The 17,474-nt window shown below is 69.6% G+C and carries 15 protein-coding genes; 8 read left to right on the top strand and 7 right to left on the bottom strand.

Features of this window, described 5'->3' with window-relative positions; all coding sequences use genetic code 11:
- Nucleotides 1-2 precede the first annotated feature (2 nt).
- Nucleotides 3-1,682 carry a methyl-accepting chemotaxis protein gene (locus BMX97_RS22805; RefSeq protein ID WP_177202316.1) on the bottom strand — a complete coding sequence of 560 codons (1,680 nt, stop codon included), beginning with the start codon at nucleotides 1,680-1,682 and terminating at the stop codon, nucleotides 3-5.
- A 216-nt stretch (nucleotides 1,683-1,898) separates the two neighbouring features.
- Entirely contained in the window at nucleotides 1,899-3,389 is a 1,491-nt protein-coding gene (locus BMX97_RS22800; RefSeq protein WP_091753540.1) for a carboxypeptidase M32, read from the bottom strand.
- A 410-nt stretch (nucleotides 3,390-3,799) separates the two neighbouring features.
- On the opposite strand from BMX97_RS22800, the gene BMX97_RS22795 reads away from it, so the two are divergent.
- Nucleotides 3,800-4,327: a helix-turn-helix domain-containing protein gene (locus tag BMX97_RS22795; RefSeq protein WP_177202315.1), complete on the top strand. Its 528-nt coding sequence runs from the start codon at nucleotides 3,800-3,802 to the stop codon at nucleotides 4,325-4,327.
- A gap of 33 nt (nucleotides 4,328-4,360) precedes the next feature.
- Here BMX97_RS22795 and BMX97_RS22790 read toward each other — a convergent pair whose 3' ends face one another.
- Genes BMX97_RS22790 through BMX97_RS22780 form a run of 3 tightly spaced genes read right to left on the bottom strand, consistent with a single transcriptional unit; the run spans nucleotide 4,361 to nucleotide 6,466 of the window.
- Nucleotides 4,361-5,656 carry an arsenic transporter gene (locus BMX97_RS22790; RefSeq protein WP_091753538.1) on the bottom strand — a complete coding sequence of 432 codons (1,296 nt, stop codon included), beginning with the start codon at nucleotides 5,654-5,656 and terminating at the stop codon, nucleotides 4,361-4,363.
- Nucleotides 5,657-5,675: 19 nt separating this feature from the next.
- Nucleotides 5,676-6,113 (bottom strand): arsenate reductase (glutaredoxin), encoded by a 438-nt coding sequence (gene arsC, locus BMX97_RS22785; RefSeq protein ID WP_091753537.1) that lies wholly within the window; start codon nucleotides 6,111-6,113, stop codon nucleotides 5,676-5,678.
- Nucleotides 6,110-6,466 (bottom strand): ArsR/SmtB family transcription factor, encoded by a 357-nt coding sequence (locus tag BMX97_RS22780; RefSeq protein ID WP_091753536.1) that lies wholly within the window; start codon nucleotides 6,464-6,466, stop codon nucleotides 6,110-6,112. The genes arsC and BMX97_RS22780 overlap by 4 nt, the downstream gene beginning before the upstream one ends.
- 50 nt (nucleotides 6,467-6,516) lie before the next feature.
- Here BMX97_RS22780 and arsH point away from each other — a divergent pair, with 50 nt between their 5' ends.
- A complete protein-coding gene (gene arsH / locus BMX97_RS22775) occupies nucleotides 6,517-7,269 on the top strand; it encodes an arsenical resistance protein ArsH (protein ID WP_091753535.1) in 753 nt (250 codons plus the stop codon).
- Nucleotides 7,270-7,488: 219 nt separating this feature from the next.
- Nucleotides 7,489-8,862 carry a metallophosphoesterase family protein gene (locus BMX97_RS22770; RefSeq protein WP_244538600.1) on the top strand — a complete coding sequence of 458 codons (1,374 nt, stop codon included), beginning with the start codon at nucleotides 7,489-7,491 and terminating at the stop codon, nucleotides 8,860-8,862.
- A 7-nt stretch (nucleotides 8,863-8,869) separates the two neighbouring features.
- Here the strand turns inward: BMX97_RS22770 and BMX97_RS22765 are convergent, their stop codons facing one another.
- A complete protein-coding gene (locus BMX97_RS22765) occupies nucleotides 8,870-9,631 on the bottom strand; it encodes an AprI/Inh family metalloprotease inhibitor (protein WP_091753534.1) in 762 nt (253 codons plus the stop codon).
- 19 nt (nucleotides 9,632-9,650) lie between these two features.
- Nucleotides 9,651-10,607, bottom strand: coding sequence for a 2-hydroxyacid dehydrogenase (locus BMX97_RS22760; RefSeq protein ID WP_244538599.1), 957 nt, complete (start codon nucleotides 10,605-10,607; stop codon nucleotides 9,651-9,653).
- Between the two features lie 273 nt (nucleotides 10,608-10,880).
- Here BMX97_RS22760 and ugpC point away from each other — a divergent pair, with 273 nt between their 5' ends.
- The 5 genes from ugpC to leuC all read left to right on the top strand — a co-directional run bounded on the left by ugpC (nucleotide 10,881) and on the right by leuC (nucleotide 17,315).
- The gene (ugpC, locus tag BMX97_RS22755) at nucleotides 10,881-11,972 is read left to right on the top strand and encodes an ABC transporter ATP-binding protein (protein WP_091753532.1); all 1,092 of its coding nucleotides are present in this window, start codon (nucleotides 10,881-10,883) and stop codon (nucleotides 11,970-11,972) included.
- A gap of 89 nt (nucleotides 11,973-12,061) precedes the next feature.
- A complete protein-coding gene (locus tag BMX97_RS22750) occupies nucleotides 12,062-13,372 on the top strand; it encodes an ABC transporter substrate-binding protein (RefSeq protein WP_091753531.1) in 1,311 nt (436 codons plus the stop codon).
- 238 nt (nucleotides 13,373-13,610) lie between these two features.
- A complete protein-coding gene (locus BMX97_RS22745; protein WP_060847299.1) occupies nucleotides 13,611-14,555 on the top strand; it encodes a carbohydrate ABC transporter permease in 945 nt (314 codons plus the stop codon).
- Nucleotides 14,556-14,574: 19 nt separating this feature from the next.
- A complete protein-coding gene (locus tag BMX97_RS22740) occupies nucleotides 14,575-15,465 on the top strand; it encodes a carbohydrate ABC transporter permease (RefSeq protein WP_091753530.1) in 891 nt (296 codons plus the stop codon).
- Between the two features lie 434 nt (nucleotides 15,466-15,899).
- On the top strand, nucleotides 15,900-17,315 hold the full coding sequence (leuC, locus tag BMX97_RS22735; RefSeq protein WP_091753529.1) for a 3-isopropylmalate dehydratase large subunit: 1,416 nt from the start codon (nucleotides 15,900-15,902) through the stop codon (nucleotides 17,313-17,315).
- Nucleotides 17,316-17,474 lie beyond the last annotated feature (159 nt).

The following is a 17,474-nucleotide window of genomic DNA, read 5'->3' as shown; positions in this document are numbered from 1 at the left end:
GCTCACGCCGCCCGCACCTCGCCGAGGAACGCCGTCACCGATTCGGCGAGCAGGGCCGAGTTCTGCGCGAGCACACCCGCCACCGCCCTCACCTGGTCCGACTGGGCGGCGCTGGCGAGCGAGGCGGCACGGACCTGCTCGATGCTGTCGGCGACGCTGCGGGCCTCGGTCCCGGCACGGTCGATGTTGCGGCCGATGCCGGCGCTCGTCACCGCCTGGTCCTGCATCGCCCCGCGGATCTCCTCGGCGAGCCGGCTCGTCTCCGCCACCGCGTCGGTGATCGCGCCGATCTCCTCCGCGGTGTGCCGGGTCGCGCCCTGGATCGCGGCGATCTGGGCGCCGATCCGGTCGGTGGCCGCCGCGGTCTGGCCGGCGAGCGCCTTGACCTCGGAGGCCACCACCGCGAAGCCGCGCCCCGCCACCCCGGCCCGGGCCGCCTCGATCGTGGCGTTGAGCGCGAGCAGGTTGGTCTGGTCGGCGATGGTGCGGATCAGGTCGGCGGCCTCGCCGATCTCGGCCGAGGCGGCGACCAGCCGCTCCACCGTCGCGGCAGTGGCCCGGCTGCGGGCGAGCGTCGCGCTCGCCATCTCGCTCGTCCGGCCGACCCGGTCACCGACGCCGACGGCCGATTCCGAGAAGTGCCGGAAGGCGCCGTCGACCTCGGCCACCGCCCGGGCGGCGACGCCGGAGGCGCCGGTGACCGCGCCCGATTGCTGCTCGACCTCGTGGGCGGCCTGCGACAGCACGTCGGCGGTCAGTTCCATCTCGCGGGTCGAGGCGTCGAGGGCCTCGGCCGCCTGCCCCGCCCGGGCCTCGAAGGCCCGGCAGGCCTCCTCCAGCCGCTCGGCCCGCTGCCGCTCGACCTCGGCGCGGGCCCGCTCGGCCGCCTGCGTCGCCCCCTGTTCGCGCAGGGCCGCCTGGAACACCGCGATCGAGGAAGCCATCTCGCCGATCTCGTCGCGCCGCCGGGTGAACGGCACCGCCACCGCGAGGTCGCCGTCGGTCAGGGCCTGCATCGTGCGGCGCAGGGCGTGGAGCGGGCGCTGCAGCTGGGTCAGGCTGACCCAGACGGCACCGGCGACCGTGAGGAGGAGGGCCAGGATCGGCACCGCGACGAGGGACACCGCCTCGCGCCGGCGCGCCTGGGCCACCGCCTCGCGCTCCTCCTGGAGGCGTTCGAGCACCGCGTCGCCGAGCTTCAGGATCCGCGCCACCATCCGCTCGCGGCTCTTGATCGTCGCCTCGTCGGCGGCCTGGATCTGCGCGGCCTTCGGCGACAGCGTCTGGCCGAGCTCCGCCGTGTCGCGCTGGTAGGCCAGGAACTCCTGGAGGGTGAGCGAGAGTTTTCGGGCCTCGTCCTCGTCGAGATAGGGCTGGAGGGAGGCGAAGAAGGCCGGGCGCTCGGCCTCGAGCGCCTCCAGGGCGGTGCGCAGGGCGCCGAACTTCTGCCGGGCCTCGGCGACGTCCTCGGCCGCCACCAGGGTCTGCACCGTCACCACGACGTGCTCAATGGCCTGCGCGAGGTTGCGGGTGTGGAGCGCCGCCTCCCAGGCCGCCTCCACGGCGCCAGCGCGCCGCTGCTCGTTGTGGGACAGCGAGACCGCGAAGGCGGCGATGCCGGCGGCGACGAGGATCGGCAGCCCGACCAGGAGGCCGAGCTTCTTGCCCAGGGTGAAACGCATGGGATGCACCAACGCAGAAGCGGATGGCGGGCCCATACGTCGCCAGAGCCTTACACAGTATTAAATTTATCCGTCTAATATAAATCTTTTAATTTTATGACGATCCGATGACAGCGGATCGTCAATTCGACAGATTTATTCCTGCTTCCTGTCACGACTTCGCTCGACTGGTCAAGCACGACGAAGGCAAGTCGATCCGAGACCGGGCGGACCGGGTCAGGCATCGAGGTAGCGCCGGCGCAGATGGCCGAGGAACACCCCCGCATCGAGCGGTCGCCCGGTCGCGGCGGCGAGGATCTCCTGCGTGCCGGCCGCGCTGCCCTTCGCGTGGACGTGGGTGCGCAGCCAGCCGACGAGGGGGGCGAAGTCGCCCCGGGCGAGGCCGGGGCGCAGGTCCGGCTCGGCCGTGCAGGCGGCGTCGAAGAGCTGGGCCGCCATCATCGCGCCCAGCGTGTAGGTCGGGAAGTAGCCCCAGGCGCCGCCCGGCCAGTGGATGTCCTGCAGGCAGCCATGGGCGTCGTCCGGCACGGTCAGCCCGAGGAGACGGTGCAGTCCCTCGTCGAAGGCACCCGGCAGGTCGCCGATCTCCATCTCGCCGCGGATCAGCGCCCGCTCCAGGCGATAGCGCAGCAGGATATGGGCCGGGTAGGTGCACTCGTCGGCATCGACCCGGATGAAGCCCGGTACGACCCGGGTGTAGTTGCGGTGGAGGGCGTCGGCCTCCCAGGCCGGGCCGGTGCCGCCGAAGGCCTCGCGCACCAGCGGCGCCAGGTAGGCGACGAACTCGCGGCTGCGCCCGGCCTGCATCTCCAGGGTGAGCGACTGGCTCTCGTGCAGGCTCATGCCGCGGGCCGCGCCCACGGGCTGGCGGCGCCAGGAAGCGGGGCGGCCCTGCTCGTAGAGGGCGTGCCCGGTCTCGTGCAGCACGCCCATCAGGGCGCGGGCGAAATCGGCCTCGTCGTACCGGGTGGTGATGCGCACGTCGTCGGTGGCGCCGCCGCAGAACGGGTGCAGGCTGACGTCGAGCCGGCCGCGCCGGAAGTCGAACCCCGCCGCCCGCATCAGGGCGAGCCCGACCTGGCGCTGGGCCTCGACCGGGAACGGCCCCTCCGGGACCGGCGCGGGGCCGGCCGCCGCCTGGCGGTCCTGCGCCTCGGCGATCAGGCCGGGCAGCTCGGCCTCCAGCACCGCGAAGACCGGGTCGATCGCGGCCTGCCGCAGGCCCGGATCGTAGCTGTCGAGGAGGGCGTCGTAGGGGGAGAGGCCGAGGGCCTCTCCCTTCGCCCGGCCGATCTCGCGCTGGAGCGCCAGCACCTCGGCGAGGTCGGGCCGCAGCAGGGCGAAATCGGAGGCGCGGCGCGCCTCGCGCCAGGTCATCTCGGCCCGCGACACGGCGCGGGAACCGGCCTCCACGAGGTCGCGCGGCACCGCCGCGGCGTGGGTGTGGGCCCGGCGCATCTCGGCAAGGTTCGCCCGGCTCCAGTCGTCGAGCCCGCCCTCCTCCTCGGCCGCGGCGAGACGGTCGGTGGTGGCGGGATCGGTCAGGAGGTCGTGGGCGAGGCCACGCAAAACCGCGATCTGGTCGCCCCGCCCCTCCGCCGCCCCGTCCGGCATCAGCGTCTGCGCGTCCCAGCCGAGGATGCCGGACGCATCCTCGAGGGCGCCGATGCGGGCGAAGGTGGCTTCGAGGGCGCGGTAGGCCTGCATGGGATGGTCCGTCGCTGTGGCTGGTCGCCCGATTGTCCGACGGCGGCCGAGCCCAGGCAAGAACCCGGGAGGGCGGATCCAACCCTTGACGTGAGGCGGATTCGCCGCAACCTATCAGCAAGCTGCGTATAGGATCAGGGACGTGGCGGTCTGCAAGGTCAGCATCGTGGTCGATGACGCCGCCAGCGACGATCCGATCTTCACCGTCGAACTGCGGACGCCGTGGGGAACGCTCGACGTGATGGCGCAAGTCACGCTCGAGGGACGCTCGCTCCGGTTGGACGGGATGCATATCGGCGGCGACGCATCGAAACGATGGGGCGCGGCAGCGCTTCGAGACGTCGCACAGGGCGTCATGGAGGAACTGGATGTCGACGAGATCCAGCTTGTTGGCGGAGTTCGGACCACGGGTGCTCATCCGCGACGCGAACCCCGTCCCCGACGGCTCCGCCGAGCGCCTCAGCCTCAAGCGACGGCCGGACGCCCTCCTCGACACGGTGGCGGCGGCCCGCCTCCTGATCCGTAGGCACCTTCCGCCGAAGGCCGCGCACGCGGTCATGACCGAACTGTTTGACGTGGGTGAGGCCTATGTCGAAGTTCCGAAGGTCGAGAACCTGGGCCGTCTGCAGGCGGAACTCGGCGCCATCGGCATCGAGGTCCGCCGGCATGGACCGAACCCGATCTCCGTGCGGGCAGTGCGGGAAGCCCTGCACCTCTCGCAGGCCCAGTTCGCGCTGCGGTTCGGGTTGGAAGAAGCCACGGTCAAGAACTGGGAGCAGGGCAAGTCGAAGCCGAACGCCACGGCGATGACCCTGATCTGGACGATCCATCGCCATCCCGAGGCGGTCGTCGACGCCCTGGCGGCCGAAGCCGCCCGGGCCGAGCCGGCCCCCGCCGACGATCCCGGCCGGCCGGCAAGGTCGACCGATCGGGACTGAAGGCGGCCTCCCGGTGCTCGGATAGCCGTCGGCCTATCCGGGCCCGAGCACCGGCAGCCAGGCCGCCAGCGCGACGAGCGCCGCCAGCAGCACCGGCGGCGTGACGACGAGGCCGATCCGCATGTACTGGCCCCAGGTGATCCGCTGGCCCTTGGCGGCGAGCACGTGCAGCCACAGCAGGGTCGCGAGGCTGCCGATCGGGGTGAGCTTGGGGCCGAGGTCGCAGCCGATGACGTTGGCGTAGATCATCAGCTCGCGGGTGAGCGGCGGCAGGTCCGGGGCCTGCTGGATCGCCAGCGCGCCGACGAGCACGCCCGGCATGTTGTTCATCACCGAGGACAGGATCGCCGCGGAAAAGCCCGTGCCCAGGGTGGCGATCCAGGGCCCGTAGCCGGCGAGCCACACGAGGCCTCGCGCCAGCCCGTCGGTGAGGCCGGCATTCCGCAGGCCGTAGACCACCAGGTACATGCCGAGGCTGAACAGCACGATCTGCCAGGGCGCCCCGGCCAGTACCCTGCGGACCGGGACGACCCGGCCGCGGATGGCGAGGGCGAGCAGCAGCACCGCCCCCGTACCGGTGACGGCCGAGACCGGCACGCCGAACGGGGCGGTGACGCAATAGGCGGCGAGCAGCAGGCCGAGGAGCGGAAAGGCGGCGCGGAACACCGCCGGATCGCGGATCGCGCCGGCCGGGGGCTCCAGCACGTCGACCGGATAGGCGGCCGGCACCGCGCGCCGGAAGCACCACCCCAGCACGAGGAGCGTGGCGGCGAGCGACACCAGGTTCACCGGCACCATCACGGCGGCGTAGCGGGCAAAGCCGATGGAGAAGACGTTGGCCGAGACGATGTTGACGAGGTTCGAGATTACCAGCGGCAGGGAGGTCGAATCCGCCACGAAGCCGCAGGCGACGACGAAGGCGAAAGCCGCCGCGGGCTTGACGTCGAGGCGGGTGAGGATCGCCAGCACGATCGGGGTCAGCAGGAGCGCCGCGCCGTCATTGGCGAACAAGGCCGCGATGGCGGCGCCGAGCAGGATCACCAGGGGAAACAGCCGACGGCCCGACCCGCCGCCCCAGCGGGCGACGTGCAGGGCCGCCCAGTGGAAGAACCCGGCCTCGTCGAGGACGAGCGAGATGACGATCAGCGCGACGAAGGTGAAGGTGGCGTCCCAGACGATGTGCCAGACGACCGGGATGTCGCCGGGCTGGATCACGCCGGTGGCGAGCGCGACGGCGGCGCCGGCGAGCGCGCTCCAGCCGATTCCGAGCCCTTTCGGCTGCCAGATGACGAGGACGAGGGTGACGAGGAAGATGGCGAGCGCGAGCATCGGGAGGCGTCTCGCGACGTCAGGCGCCAGCGACGCGGCGGCCGCGCGCGTCGACGACCTCCTCGCCGTCCTCCTTGGCGAACGCGCCCTGCTGCGCCGGCAGGAGGTCCAGCACCGCCTCGGACGGCCGGCACAGGCGCACGCCCTTCGGGCTCGCCACCAGCGGGCGATTGAGCAGGACCGGATGCGTCGCCACGGCATCGAGCAGCCGGTCGTCGCTCAGGGCCGGATCGCCGAGGCCGAGCTCGGCGAAGGGGGTGCCCTTCTCGCGCAGCAGCGCCCGGATGGGGAGCCCGGCCCGCCGCGCCAGCGCCCGGATCATCTCCCGGGTCGGCGGGGTCTTCAGGTACTCCACGACGTGCGGCTCGATCCCGGCATTGCGGATCATCGCCAGGGCGTTGCGGGAGGTGCCGCAGGCCGGGTTGTGGTAGATCACGACGTCGAAGGCCTCGGTCACGGGCGGTCTCCGGCGGGGCAGCAGGCGGCGAGGGCGAGGGCTTCGACCGCCGGGGCGCAGACCTCCGGATGGCCCTGGCAGCAATCGCGCATCAGGAAGCGGATCAGGTCGGACAGGCCGGCATAGGCGGCCGTGTAGATCACCGACCGTCCCTCGCGCCGGGAGGCGACCAGCCCGGCATGGGACAGTTCCTTCAGGTGGAAGGACAGGGTGTTGCCGGCGACGCCGACCGCGTCGGCGAGGGCGCCGGCCGCCATTCCGTCCGGCCCGGCGGCGACCAGGGCGCGCACCACCCGCAGGCGATGCGCCTGGCCGAGGGCCGCGAAGGCCGCGAGGGCTTGTCGTTCGTCCATCGCTCCGCCAATACATCGATATTCGTTGAAATGTAGAAGGGAAGGCCCGCATGGACAAGCCCCCGCCCGTCCCGTCCGCCCGCGACGGATTCCCGAACCTGAGCGCGGCGCATGCCGAGAGTCCGAGTACCGCGCGCCTCGCGGTGGCCGAGCCCTTCGCCCATCCGCCGCGCTTCCTGATCCTGTACGGTTCGCTGCGCGACCGCTCGTTCAGCCGCTTCCTCGCCTACGAGGCCGCGCGCCTGCTCGAGGCGATGGGCGGCGAGATGCGGATATTCCATGCCGACGGGCTGCCGCTCCCCGACGACACGACCGCCGACCACCCGAAGGTGCGCGAGCTGCGCGAACTGTCGATCTGGTCCGAGGGCCAGGTCTGGGTCTCGCCGGAGCGGCACGGCACCCTGACCGGGGTGATGAAGAGCCAGATCGACTGGCTGCCGCTCAGCGAGGGCAGCGTGCGCCCGACCCAGGGGCGCACGCTCGCGGTGATGCAGGTCTCGGGCGGCTCGCAGAGCTTCAACGCCGTCAACGCCCTGCGGGTGCTGGGGCGCTGGATGCGGATGGTGACGATCCCCAACCAGTCCTCGGTGCCGATGGCCTTCAAGGAGTTCGACGAGGCCGGCCGGATGAAGCCCGGGCCGCTCTACGACCGGGTGGTGGACGTGTGCGAGGAATTGATGAAGTTCACGCTGCTCGTGCGCGAGCGGTCGGACTACCTCGTCGACCGCTACAGCGAGCGCAAGGAGCGCGACCCGGAGCGGCTGACGGCGATCGGCGCCGATGCCGGGTTCGGGACGCGGTAGGCCGGCCCCGTCCCGGGATGGCCGGCCCTCACGGCATGGCGGGACCGCGAACGTTGGCGGCGAGGACGACCACGGCTCGACCGGCCGGCACGGTGATGGAGCCCTGGGCATGAGCCCGGCACCATCGCGGCGTCCGACACTCTCGATGAACCAACCGAAAGACGCCGTTGCGTCAAAGAAGATCTTGCGTTAATAAATTATTGATATTGAGTGCGCCCCATGGATATACCGCAGGATAAAATTCCGGCGCTTGTTCCAAGCTCGCCCGGGCATCAGTTCGTCATGTATGGGGACTCCTGCTCGGGCGTGCCCGGCGCCCTGCATGAGCAGACATTCGCGAGCGTCAACGCGATCGTGCGGCGCCTCACGCCACAGCCCGACTTCATCCTCTTCCCCGGCGACGAGATCATCGGCCTGACGCCCGACCTAACCGCGTTGCGCGCGCAATGGGCGCACTGGTTCGACGTCGAGATGGCTTGGCTCGATCGCCAGACGATCCCGGTGTGGCATACGACCGGCAATCACACGGCGTATGACACCATGAGCGAGGACGTGTTTCGCGACGTCCTACAACTTCCGGACAACGGGCCGGACGGCCAGAAAGGCCTGTCCTACTGGGTCCGCCGCGGCGACCTGCTGATGGTCTTCGTCCACACCCTCTGGACCGGCCTCGGCGGGGAGGGACACGTGGAGACCGAGTGGCTTCGGTCGACCCTCGCCCGGCACGCCGACGCAACGCACAAGATCGTGCTCGGGCACCATCCGGTCTACCCCATCAACGGGTTCTCCGGCCGGTACCAACGTGAGATCGGCTCCGAACACACGGACGAGTTCTGGCAGATCCTGGTGGACGCTCGCGTCCTGGCCTACATCTGCAGCCACATCCTGGCCTACGATGCGCAGGTGCATCGCGGTGTGCTTCAGATCTGCACCGCGGGAGCCGGCACGGCGCACAGGATGCCGGACGGCGTCGAGTATCTCCACTGTATCCAGGCGGCTCTCGATCGAGACGGGTTACGCTATCAGGTGCTGGATACGGATGGCATCGCACGCGAACGCCTGCGGTGGCCGCCAGTATTTGCCGACGACTCGACCACTTGGCGACGCGTCGAGGCAGGCCGATCGGACGCGCTCCTGACTGGACCTGTCGATGCCGGAGCCGTCGTCGAATTCCGCATCTCCGGCAGAACGGCGGCGCGGGCCTGGGCTCCGGAGCAGACGCTGTTCACGGCGCATTCGCCGGAGACGATCGCTCCGATCTGGCTCGGACTGCGCGGCGCAGCGCAGACCCTGACTCTCGTCGTCGGAAGAAAGCCCGGGCGGAGCCCATCCTACTGGCTCGGCCCCGACATGCCCGCCGACGTCGCGTTCGACATTCACGTCGCGTTCTATCCGGATATGGGACCTGGGGGTCTCCTCTATCGGAATCACGGCGACGCAGCCTGGACCTCGTTCTCGTCCGCTACGGCAACAGGCGTCGAGGGCATCCATTGGCCTCGCTCTTGGAGCGTCGGGCACGGCCAGCACGGTGCACAGGATCGCCCATTCAAAGGAACGGCCCTGAGCGTCGGCGTGCACCAGGGGAACTTCTGAAGCGCCCTCACGGCTCCACGCGCCGCAACAGGAAGGTGGTTCCGATCTCGGGGTCGCGGCGCCAGCGCCCCTCCCCCACCGGGATCAGCTCGACGCTGTGGCCGCGTCGCGCCACGAGGGTGAGGCGGCCGGCCTCGTAGTGCCAGGCGGTGGGATCGAACAGGGCGAGGCCGGGGTCGCGGCAGCCCTCCTGCACCTGGGCGATATCGGCCCGGAGCACCACCCGGCAGACGTCCTTCTCGACGAAGCGGTCCAGGGTGTAGAGCCCGGCCACCGCGCCCGGCGTCGAGGGGGCGCCGGCCCAGGTCTCGGGGGATGCTCCGGGCAGGCTCGGCGGGGTCGTCAGCGCGGCCTGCGTCACCAGCGGCGCCGCGGGCCGCGAGTTGAGCGGGATCGTGCCCGCCTGAGCCAGGCTGTAGCGCTCGCCGCCCGGGGTCTCGGCGCTGCGCGGGCCGTCGCCCTCGGGGCCCGCGAAGGCCAGCACCGGCTGGCCCTCCCGGTCGAGGAGCTGGATCATCTCCCCGTCCTGGCGCCAGCCGACGATGCCGTTGATCAGCGGCAGCGCCCGCCGGCAGCCGGCGGGGAAGCGCAGGGCCCGGCCCACGCTCCCGGGCTCCGCTCCCAGCATCAGGCCGCAGCGGCGGAAGCTGCCGTCCAGCGCCAGTTCCCACGGCCCCGCCGCGTCCGGGGGCGGGCTCACGTCCTGCGCCGCCGCGCATCCCGCCCAGGTGAGGAAACCGAGGACGGGGAGGAGGCGGCGCAGGCGCATGGCGTGGCTCTCGGGTTCGTCAGGCCTTCCAGGGTGTCTCGGCCACCGGCGTCACCGGACCGTTGCCCTGGAACCAGGAGGTCAGGTTATCAACGACGAGCTGGCCCATCGCGTTGCGCGTATGGTGCGAGGCCGAGCCGACATGTGGCAGAAGAACCGCATGTTCCTGCCGGATGAGGGCGTCCGGCACCTTCGGCTCCTCGGCGAAGACGTCGAGGCCGGCGCTCTGGATCGTGCCGTCGGCCAAAGCCGCGGCGAGCGCGTCCTCGTCCACCAGCGTGCCGCGGGCGACGTTGACCAGCACGCCCTCAGACCCCAGCGCCTCCAGCACCTCGCGGCCGACGATGTTCTTCGTTTCGGGACCGCCGGGCGCCACCACCATCAGCACGTCGCAGGCCTTCGCCATCTCGATGAGCGAGGGGAAGTACTCGTAGGGCACGTCCGACTGCTTGGTGCGGCCGTGATAGGCGATCGGCAGCCCGAAGGCGACGAGGCGGTGGGCGATCGCCCGGCCGATGCGGCCGAGCCCCAGGATGCCGACCTTGCGCCCGCGCAGCGTGCCGGTCAGCGGATAGGGTTTCTCCAGCCACTTGCCCTGGCGCAGGTAGCGGTCGACCTGCGGGATCTGCCGCACGGTGGCGAGGAGCAGGCCGACCGCCAGATCGGCGACCTCGTCGGTCAGCACGTCGGGCGTATTCGTCACCATCACGCCGCGCCGGCCGCAGGCCGCCGCGTCGATCGTATCGTATCCGACGCCGAAATTGGCGGCGATCTCGAGCTTCGGCAGCCGGTCGAGCAGCGCGTCGTTCACATGGACATGGCTCACCGCCATGCCGCGGATCTTCGGCCCGACCTCGTCGAGGAAACGCTCCTTGTCCTCCGCCAAGTCGCCGCGGTGGAGGGTGAAATGCCTCTCCAGGCTCTCGGTCACGAGCGGCGACATCGGCCGCATGATCAGAACATCTGTGGACTTCAAGCCTGTCTCCCGGTCTTTTCTGGCCATCCGACGATGGGCGCATGGCGAGGGCGCTTGATCTTGCGCCCCGCGCGCCCGATGATGGCCGCCAACACGAGAGGCGGCAAGACAGGTCGCCCCGTTCGACGGGTCGAGGAAACACCCCAATGAGCGCCAGACACCCCGATCGGGGCCCGCCTGTCGTGTGTTCGTCGTCTGCCTGTGGCAGCGCTGCCGTTTCGGTCCGCGCGCCGCGCGCGACCCTATTCTCATAGACACGACCACGAGGAGCCGATGGCCGGGCTGGAAATCAGGAACGTGCGCAAGTCGTTCGGGGCCACCCCGATCCTGCACGGCGTGTCGATCGACATTCAGGACGGGGAGTTCGTGATCCTGGTCGGCCCGTCGGGCTGCGGGAAATCGACCCTGCTGCGCATGATCGCGGGGCTGGAGAACATCACGGCGGGCGAGATCCGGATCGGCTCGCGCGTCGTCAACGCGGTGCCGCCCAAGGAGCGCGACATCGCCATGGTGTTCCAGAATTACGCGCTCTACCCGCACATGACCTTGAAGGACAACATGGCCTTCTCGCTCAAGTTGAGGAAGGCCGCCAAGGAGGAGATCGAGAGCCGGGTCGGGCGCGCCGCGGCGATCCTGGGCCTGGAAAAACTCCTCGACCGCTATCCGCGCCAGCTCTCGGGCGGCCAGCGCCAGCGCGTCGCGATGGGCCGGGCGATCGTGCGCGACCCGCAGGTGTTCCTGTTCGACGAGCCGCTCTCCAACCTCGACGCCAAGCTGCGCGTGGCGATGCGGGCCGAGATCAAGGAGCTGCACCAGCGGCTTCGCACCACCACCGTCTACGTCACCCACGACCAGATCGAGGCGATGACCATGGCCGACAAGATCGTGGTGATGCATGACGGCGTGGTCGAGCAGGTCGGCGCGCCGCTCGAACTCTACGACCGGCCCGACAACATCTTCGTCGCCGGCTTCATCGGCTCGCCGTCGATGAACTTCCTGAAGGGCAAGGTGGCGGGCGATTCGTTCCGCAGCGACAGCGGCCTGACCCTGCCGCTGCCGACCCGCGGCGCGCGTCCCGCCGACGGCATGCCGGCGGTCTACGGCCTGCGGCCGGAGCATGTCCGCCTGGCCGAGGGCGGCGTGCCGGTCGAGGTGGCGGTGGTGGAGCCGACCGGCTCCGAGACCATGGTGCTGGTGCGCCCGCCCGGCGGCGGCACCCAGGCCATCGCCAACGAGGTCGCCCGCGACATCGCCTGCGTGTTCCGCGACCGGATCGGCGCCGGCCCGGGCGAGCGGATCAGCATCACGGCCGATCCCGCCCTCGTCCACCTGTTCGACGCCGAGAACGGACGGCGGCTGAACTGAGGACACGTCTACCGGCCGGCGGCGGGACGCCATCCCGCCGCCGGCCGCGACCGATCAACGATCAGAACAATCCCGGGAGACACGCCACGATGTCAGCCTTCGATCGTCGCCAGATCCTCAAGGCGGGTGCCGCGCTCGGCCTCGCCTCCGCCGCGGGCCTCGAGGGCTTCGCCCGCGCCTGGGCCCAGGAGAGCCAGTGGAAGCCCGAGGCCGGCGCCTCGCTCAAGCTCCTGCGCTGGAAGCGCTTCATTCCGTCCGAGGACGAGGCCTTCATGCGCCTCGTCGACGCCTTCACCAAGGCCACCGGCGTGCCGGTGAGCGTGACGAGCGAATCCTTCGACGACATCCAGCCCAAGGCCTCGGTCGCGGCAAATACCGGCCAGGGCCCGGACATGGTCTGGGGCCTCTACTCCTTCCCGGCCCTCTTCCCGTCGAAGTGCCTCAAGGTCGGCGACGTCGCGGACTATCTCGGCAAGAAGTACGGCGGCTGGCTGCCCACCGCCGAGGCCTACGGCAAGGTGAAGGGCGAGTGGATCGCCATCCCGATGGCGTTCAACGGCGGCTATCTGAACTACCGCATCTCGGCCATGAACAAGGCCGGCTTCCAGAAATTCCCGGAAGACCTCGACGGCTTCCTGGAACTCTGCAAGGCGATGAAGAAGAACAACACCCCGGCGGGTTTCGCGCTCGGCCACGCCACTGGCGACGCCAACTCGTGGATCCACTGGGCGCTGTGGTCGCATGGCGGCAACCTGGTCGACGCCAACGAGAAGATCATCATCAACTCGCCGGAGACCGCCAAGGCGCTCGAATACGTCAAGGCGCTCTACGAGACCTTCGTGCCCGGCACGGTGTCGTGGAACGACTCGTCCAACAACAAGGCGTTCCTGTCGGGCGACCTGTACCTGACCAACAACGGCATCTCGATCTACGCCGCGGCCAAGAACGAGAAGAAGGACATCGCGGCGGACATGGACCACGCCGCCTACCCGGTCGGCAAGTCCGGCAAGCCGACCGAGTTCCAGCTCGCCTTCCCGATCCTGGCCTACACCTACACCAAGGCGCCGAACGCCTGCAAAGCCTTCATGGCCTTCGCGCTCGAGGCCCAGAACTACAACGCCTGGCTCGAATCGGCGCAGGGCTACCTCTGCCATCCGCTGCGGGCGTATTCCAACAACCCGATCTGGACCGCCGACCCGAAGAACAAGGTGTTCGGCGAAGCCTCGACCCGGACGCTCGCCGCCGGCGGCCTCGCCCCGGTGAGCGAGAAGGTGGCCGCCGTGCTCGCCGACTTCGTCGTCGTCGACATGTTCGCCTCCTACTGCACCGGCCGCGAGGACCTGAAGGGCGCGATCCGCACGGCGGAGAAGCAGGCCCAGCGGATCTTCCGGTCGGCCTGACGACTCCTTCTCTCGATCGAGCACGTCCCCCTCTCCCTTGTGGGAGAGGGGCTAGGGGTGAGGGTGGAGACGGCGCCGCAACAAGGCCGAACCGTCCCGCTGCCAGCACGACGGTCTGAGCTTCACACGGAAGCGTGCCACCCTCACCCCCAACCCCTCTCCCACAAAGGAGAGGCGAGAGTGCGTCCCCCGAGAGGGGTGGCCCCTAACCAAAAAACACACCCGGAGGAGGCTCCCCGTGGCCGACATCGCCCTCGCCCGCCCCGCCGCGGCGGCGTCCACGACCGGTTCGGCCTGGAGCCGGCTGCGGACGAGCCGCGGCTGGCTGGGCTTCTGGTTCATGCTGCCGGCGGCCGCGATCCTGCTGCTGTTCCTGGCCTATCCGCTGGCGAAGGGCATCTGGCTCTCGCTCACCGACACCCGCATCGGACGCGGCGGCAACTTCGTCGGGATCGAGAACTACGAGTGGCTGTGGGACGACAGCGTCTTCTGGCTCTCGGTGTTCAACACGCTGGTCTATACGGGCTTCGCCTCGGTGGCGAAGTTCGGCATCGGCCTCTACCTGGCGCTGCTGCTCAACAAGCGGCTGCCGTTCAAGGCGCTGATCCGCTCGATCGTGCTGATCCCGTTCGTCGTGCCGACCGTGCTGTCGGCGCTGGCCTTCTGGTGGATCTTCGACAGCCAGTTCTCGATCATCTCGTGGTCGCTGCGCCATCTCGGCCTGCTCGATCACAACATCGACTTCCTGGGCGATCCGACCATGGCGCGGATCTGCGTGACCTTCGCCAACATCTGGCGCGGCGTGCCGTTCATCGCCATCACGCTGCTGGCCGGCCTTCAGACCGTCTCGCCCTCGCTCTACGAGGCGGCGACGATCGACGGCGCGACCCCGTGGCAGAACTTCCGCCACATCACCCTGCCGCTCCTCACCCCGATCATCGCCGTGGTGATGACCTTCTCGGTGCTGTTCACCTTCACCGACTTCCAGCTGATCTGGGCGATGACCCGCGGCGGCCCGGTCAACGCCACCCACCTGATGGCGACCCTGTCCTACCAGCGCGGCATCCTGTCGGGGAATCTCGGCGAGGGCGCGGCCATCGCCACCGCGATGGTGCCGTTCCTGATCTTCGCCATCGGGATCTCGTGGTTCGGCCTCCAGAACCGCAAGTGGCAGACCGGCTGACAAGAAGGATCAAGTACCCATGGCCGCGACCACGACCGCCCACACCTCCGACGACAGCGAAGGCATGGCCTATCTCGACACGCTGCCCAAGCGCGTCGTCACGGTCTACCTGCCGCTCTTCGTCATCCTGGTGGTGCTGCTCTTCCCGTTCTACTGGATGGCGCTCACCGCCATCAAACCGGACGACCAGCTCATCGACATGGAGACCTACAACCCGTTCTGGGTGGTCTCGCCGACGCTCAAGCACATCGCGAAACTGCTGTTCCAGACCAACTATCCGCTGTGGCTCTGGAACACGATGATGATCTCGGTGGCGGCCACCGCGCTGTCGCTGTTCGCCAGCGTGCTCGCGGCCTACGCGATCGTGCGGATCCGCTACAAGGGCGCGGTGGCGGTCGGCGCGGCGATCTTCCTCGCCTACCTGGTGCCGCCCTCGATCCTGTTCATCCCGCTCGCCACCATCATCCAGGCCTACGGGCTCTACGATTCGCCCTTCGCCCTGGTGCTGGTCTACCCGACCATCCTGATCCCGTTCTCGACCTGGCTCCTGATGGGGTACTTCAAGACCATCCCCTACGAGCTGGAAGAGTGTGCGCTCATCGACGGGGCGAGCCGCTGGCAGATCCTCGTCAAGATCATCCTGCCGCTGGCGGTGCCAGGGCTGATCTCGGCCGGCATCTTCTCGCTGACGCTCTGCTGGAACGAGTTCATCTACGCGCTGACCTTCCTGTCCTCGACCCAGAACAAGACCGTGCCGGTGGCGGTGGTGAGCGAGTTCGTCGACGGCGACATCTACCGCTGGGGCTCGCTGATGGCCGGCGCCCTCGTCGGCTCGCTGCCGCTGGTGATCCTCTACTCGTTCTTCGTCGAGCACTACGTCTCGGCCATGACCGGGGCGGTGAAGGAGTAAGACTCCGTTCGACATGCGAAGGATGCACCGCAGGATACGCTCCGTCCCACCCGCGACCTCATCCTGAGGTGCGACCGAAGGGAGCCTCGAAGGAGGCCTCCAGAAAGCGCACAGACGTCGGAAGGCCTCCTTCGAGGTCAGTCGATCGTCGATCGACCGACACCTCGGGATGAGGATGTAGGCGGGACGAAACCTGCCAGCGGCCAAGCATGCTCCAACGCCGCCGGGGCCCCGAGAGGCCGCGCGGCCGACGATGGCGGTCGGGTCTCGGCGCCCCTTGCGACGCCTGCATCCCCTTGCGAGCCCCGCATCCCCTTGCGGCGCCGCGGGGTCTACCCGTCGGCGGTCCAGGCGGTTACATGACGGGTCCGCCGCGTGCGCACGCCACGCGCCCGGCCCTACCGTCAGGTCTTCGTGACAAGGCAAACACTCCGATGACTGCCCCCCGCACCCTCTACGACAAGATCTGGGACGACCACGTCGTCGATCGTCAGCCGGACGGCACCTGCCTCCTCTACATCGACCGTCACCTCGTCCACGAGGTCACCTCGCCCCAGGCCTTCGAGGGGCTTCGTCTCGCCGGGCGCCGGGTGCGCCACCCGGAGAAGACGCTGGCGGTGGTCGACCACAACGTCCAGACCTCGGACCGCAGCTTCGGCATCGAGGATCCCGAGAGCCGCACGCAGATCGACACGCTGGCCGAGAACGTCCGCGAGTTCGGCATCGAGTATTACGACGCCCTCGATAAGCGGCAGGGCATCGTCCACATCATCGGGCCGGAGCAGGGCTTCACCCTGCCGGGCCAGACGATCGTCTGCGGCGATTCCCACACCTCGACCCACGGCGCCTTCGGGGCGCTCGCCCACGGCATCGGCACCTCGGAGGTCGAGCACGTGCTCGCCACCCAGACGCTGATCCAGAAGAAGGCGAAGAACATGCGCGCCGTCGTCGACGGGCGCCTGCCCGCCGGCGTCGGGGCCAAGGACATCATCCTGGCGATCATCGGCGAGATCGGCACCGCCGGCGGCACCGGCCACGTGCTGGAATATGCCGGCGAGGCGATCCGCGGGCTCTCGATGGAGGGCCGGATGACGATCTGCAACATGTCGATCGAGGGCGGCGCCCGCGCCGGCATGGTCGCCCCGGACGAGACCACCTTCGCCTACATCAAGGACCGGCCGAAGGCACCGAAGGGCGAGGCGTTCGAGCGCGCCCTCGCCTACTGGCGCAACCTCGTGTCCGACGAGGGCGCGCATTTCGACCGCGAGATCCGGCTCGATGCCGCAAACCTCCCGCCGATCGTGACCTGGGGCACTTCGCCCGAGGACGTCGTCTCGGTCCAGGGCCGGGTGCCGGATCCGGCCTCGATCGAGGACGAGAACCTGCGCGTGTCGAAGGAGAAGGCCCTGTCCTACATGGGCCTGACCCCGGGCCAGAAGATCACCGACATCGCCCTCGATAAGGTGTTCATCGGCTCCTGCACCAACGGCCGGATCGAGGATCTGCGGATCGTCGCCCGCATGGTCGAGGGCAAGACGATCCACCCGAACGTGTCGGGCATGGTGGTGCCGGGTTCGGGCCTGGTGAAGCAGCAGGCGGAGGAGGAGGGTCTGGCCAAGATCCTGATCGCCGCCGGCTTCGACTGGCGCGAGCCGGGCTGCTCGATGTGCCTCGGCATGAACGCCGACCGCCTCAAGCCCCACGAGCGCTGCGCCTCGACCTCGAACCGCAACTTCGAGGGCCGCCAGGGCCACAAGGGCCGCACGCACCTCGTCTCCCCGGCGATGGCGGCCGCCGCGGCGATCGCGGGCCACTTCGTCGACATCCGCGAGTGGCCGGCGGGCCTCTGAGCCCTTCCGACGAAGCGGCGGAGTTCGGCGTTGACGCCGGCTCCGCCGCCGACTACACGACTGACACCGGGGCGCCGCCAAGGCGACGCTCTAGGGCCCAGGTGGCGGAATTGGTAGACGCGCTGGTTTCAGGTACCAGTGGTGCAAGCCGTGGAGGTT

This window comes from Methylobacterium sp. ap11, from assembly GCF_900110515.1.
In the GTDB taxonomy this organism is placed as follows: Bacteria; Pseudomonadota; Alphaproteobacteria; order Rhizobiales; family Beijerinckiaceae; genus Methylobacterium; species Methylobacterium ajmalii.
This window is presented reverse-complemented; position numbering and strand designations above follow the sequence as displayed.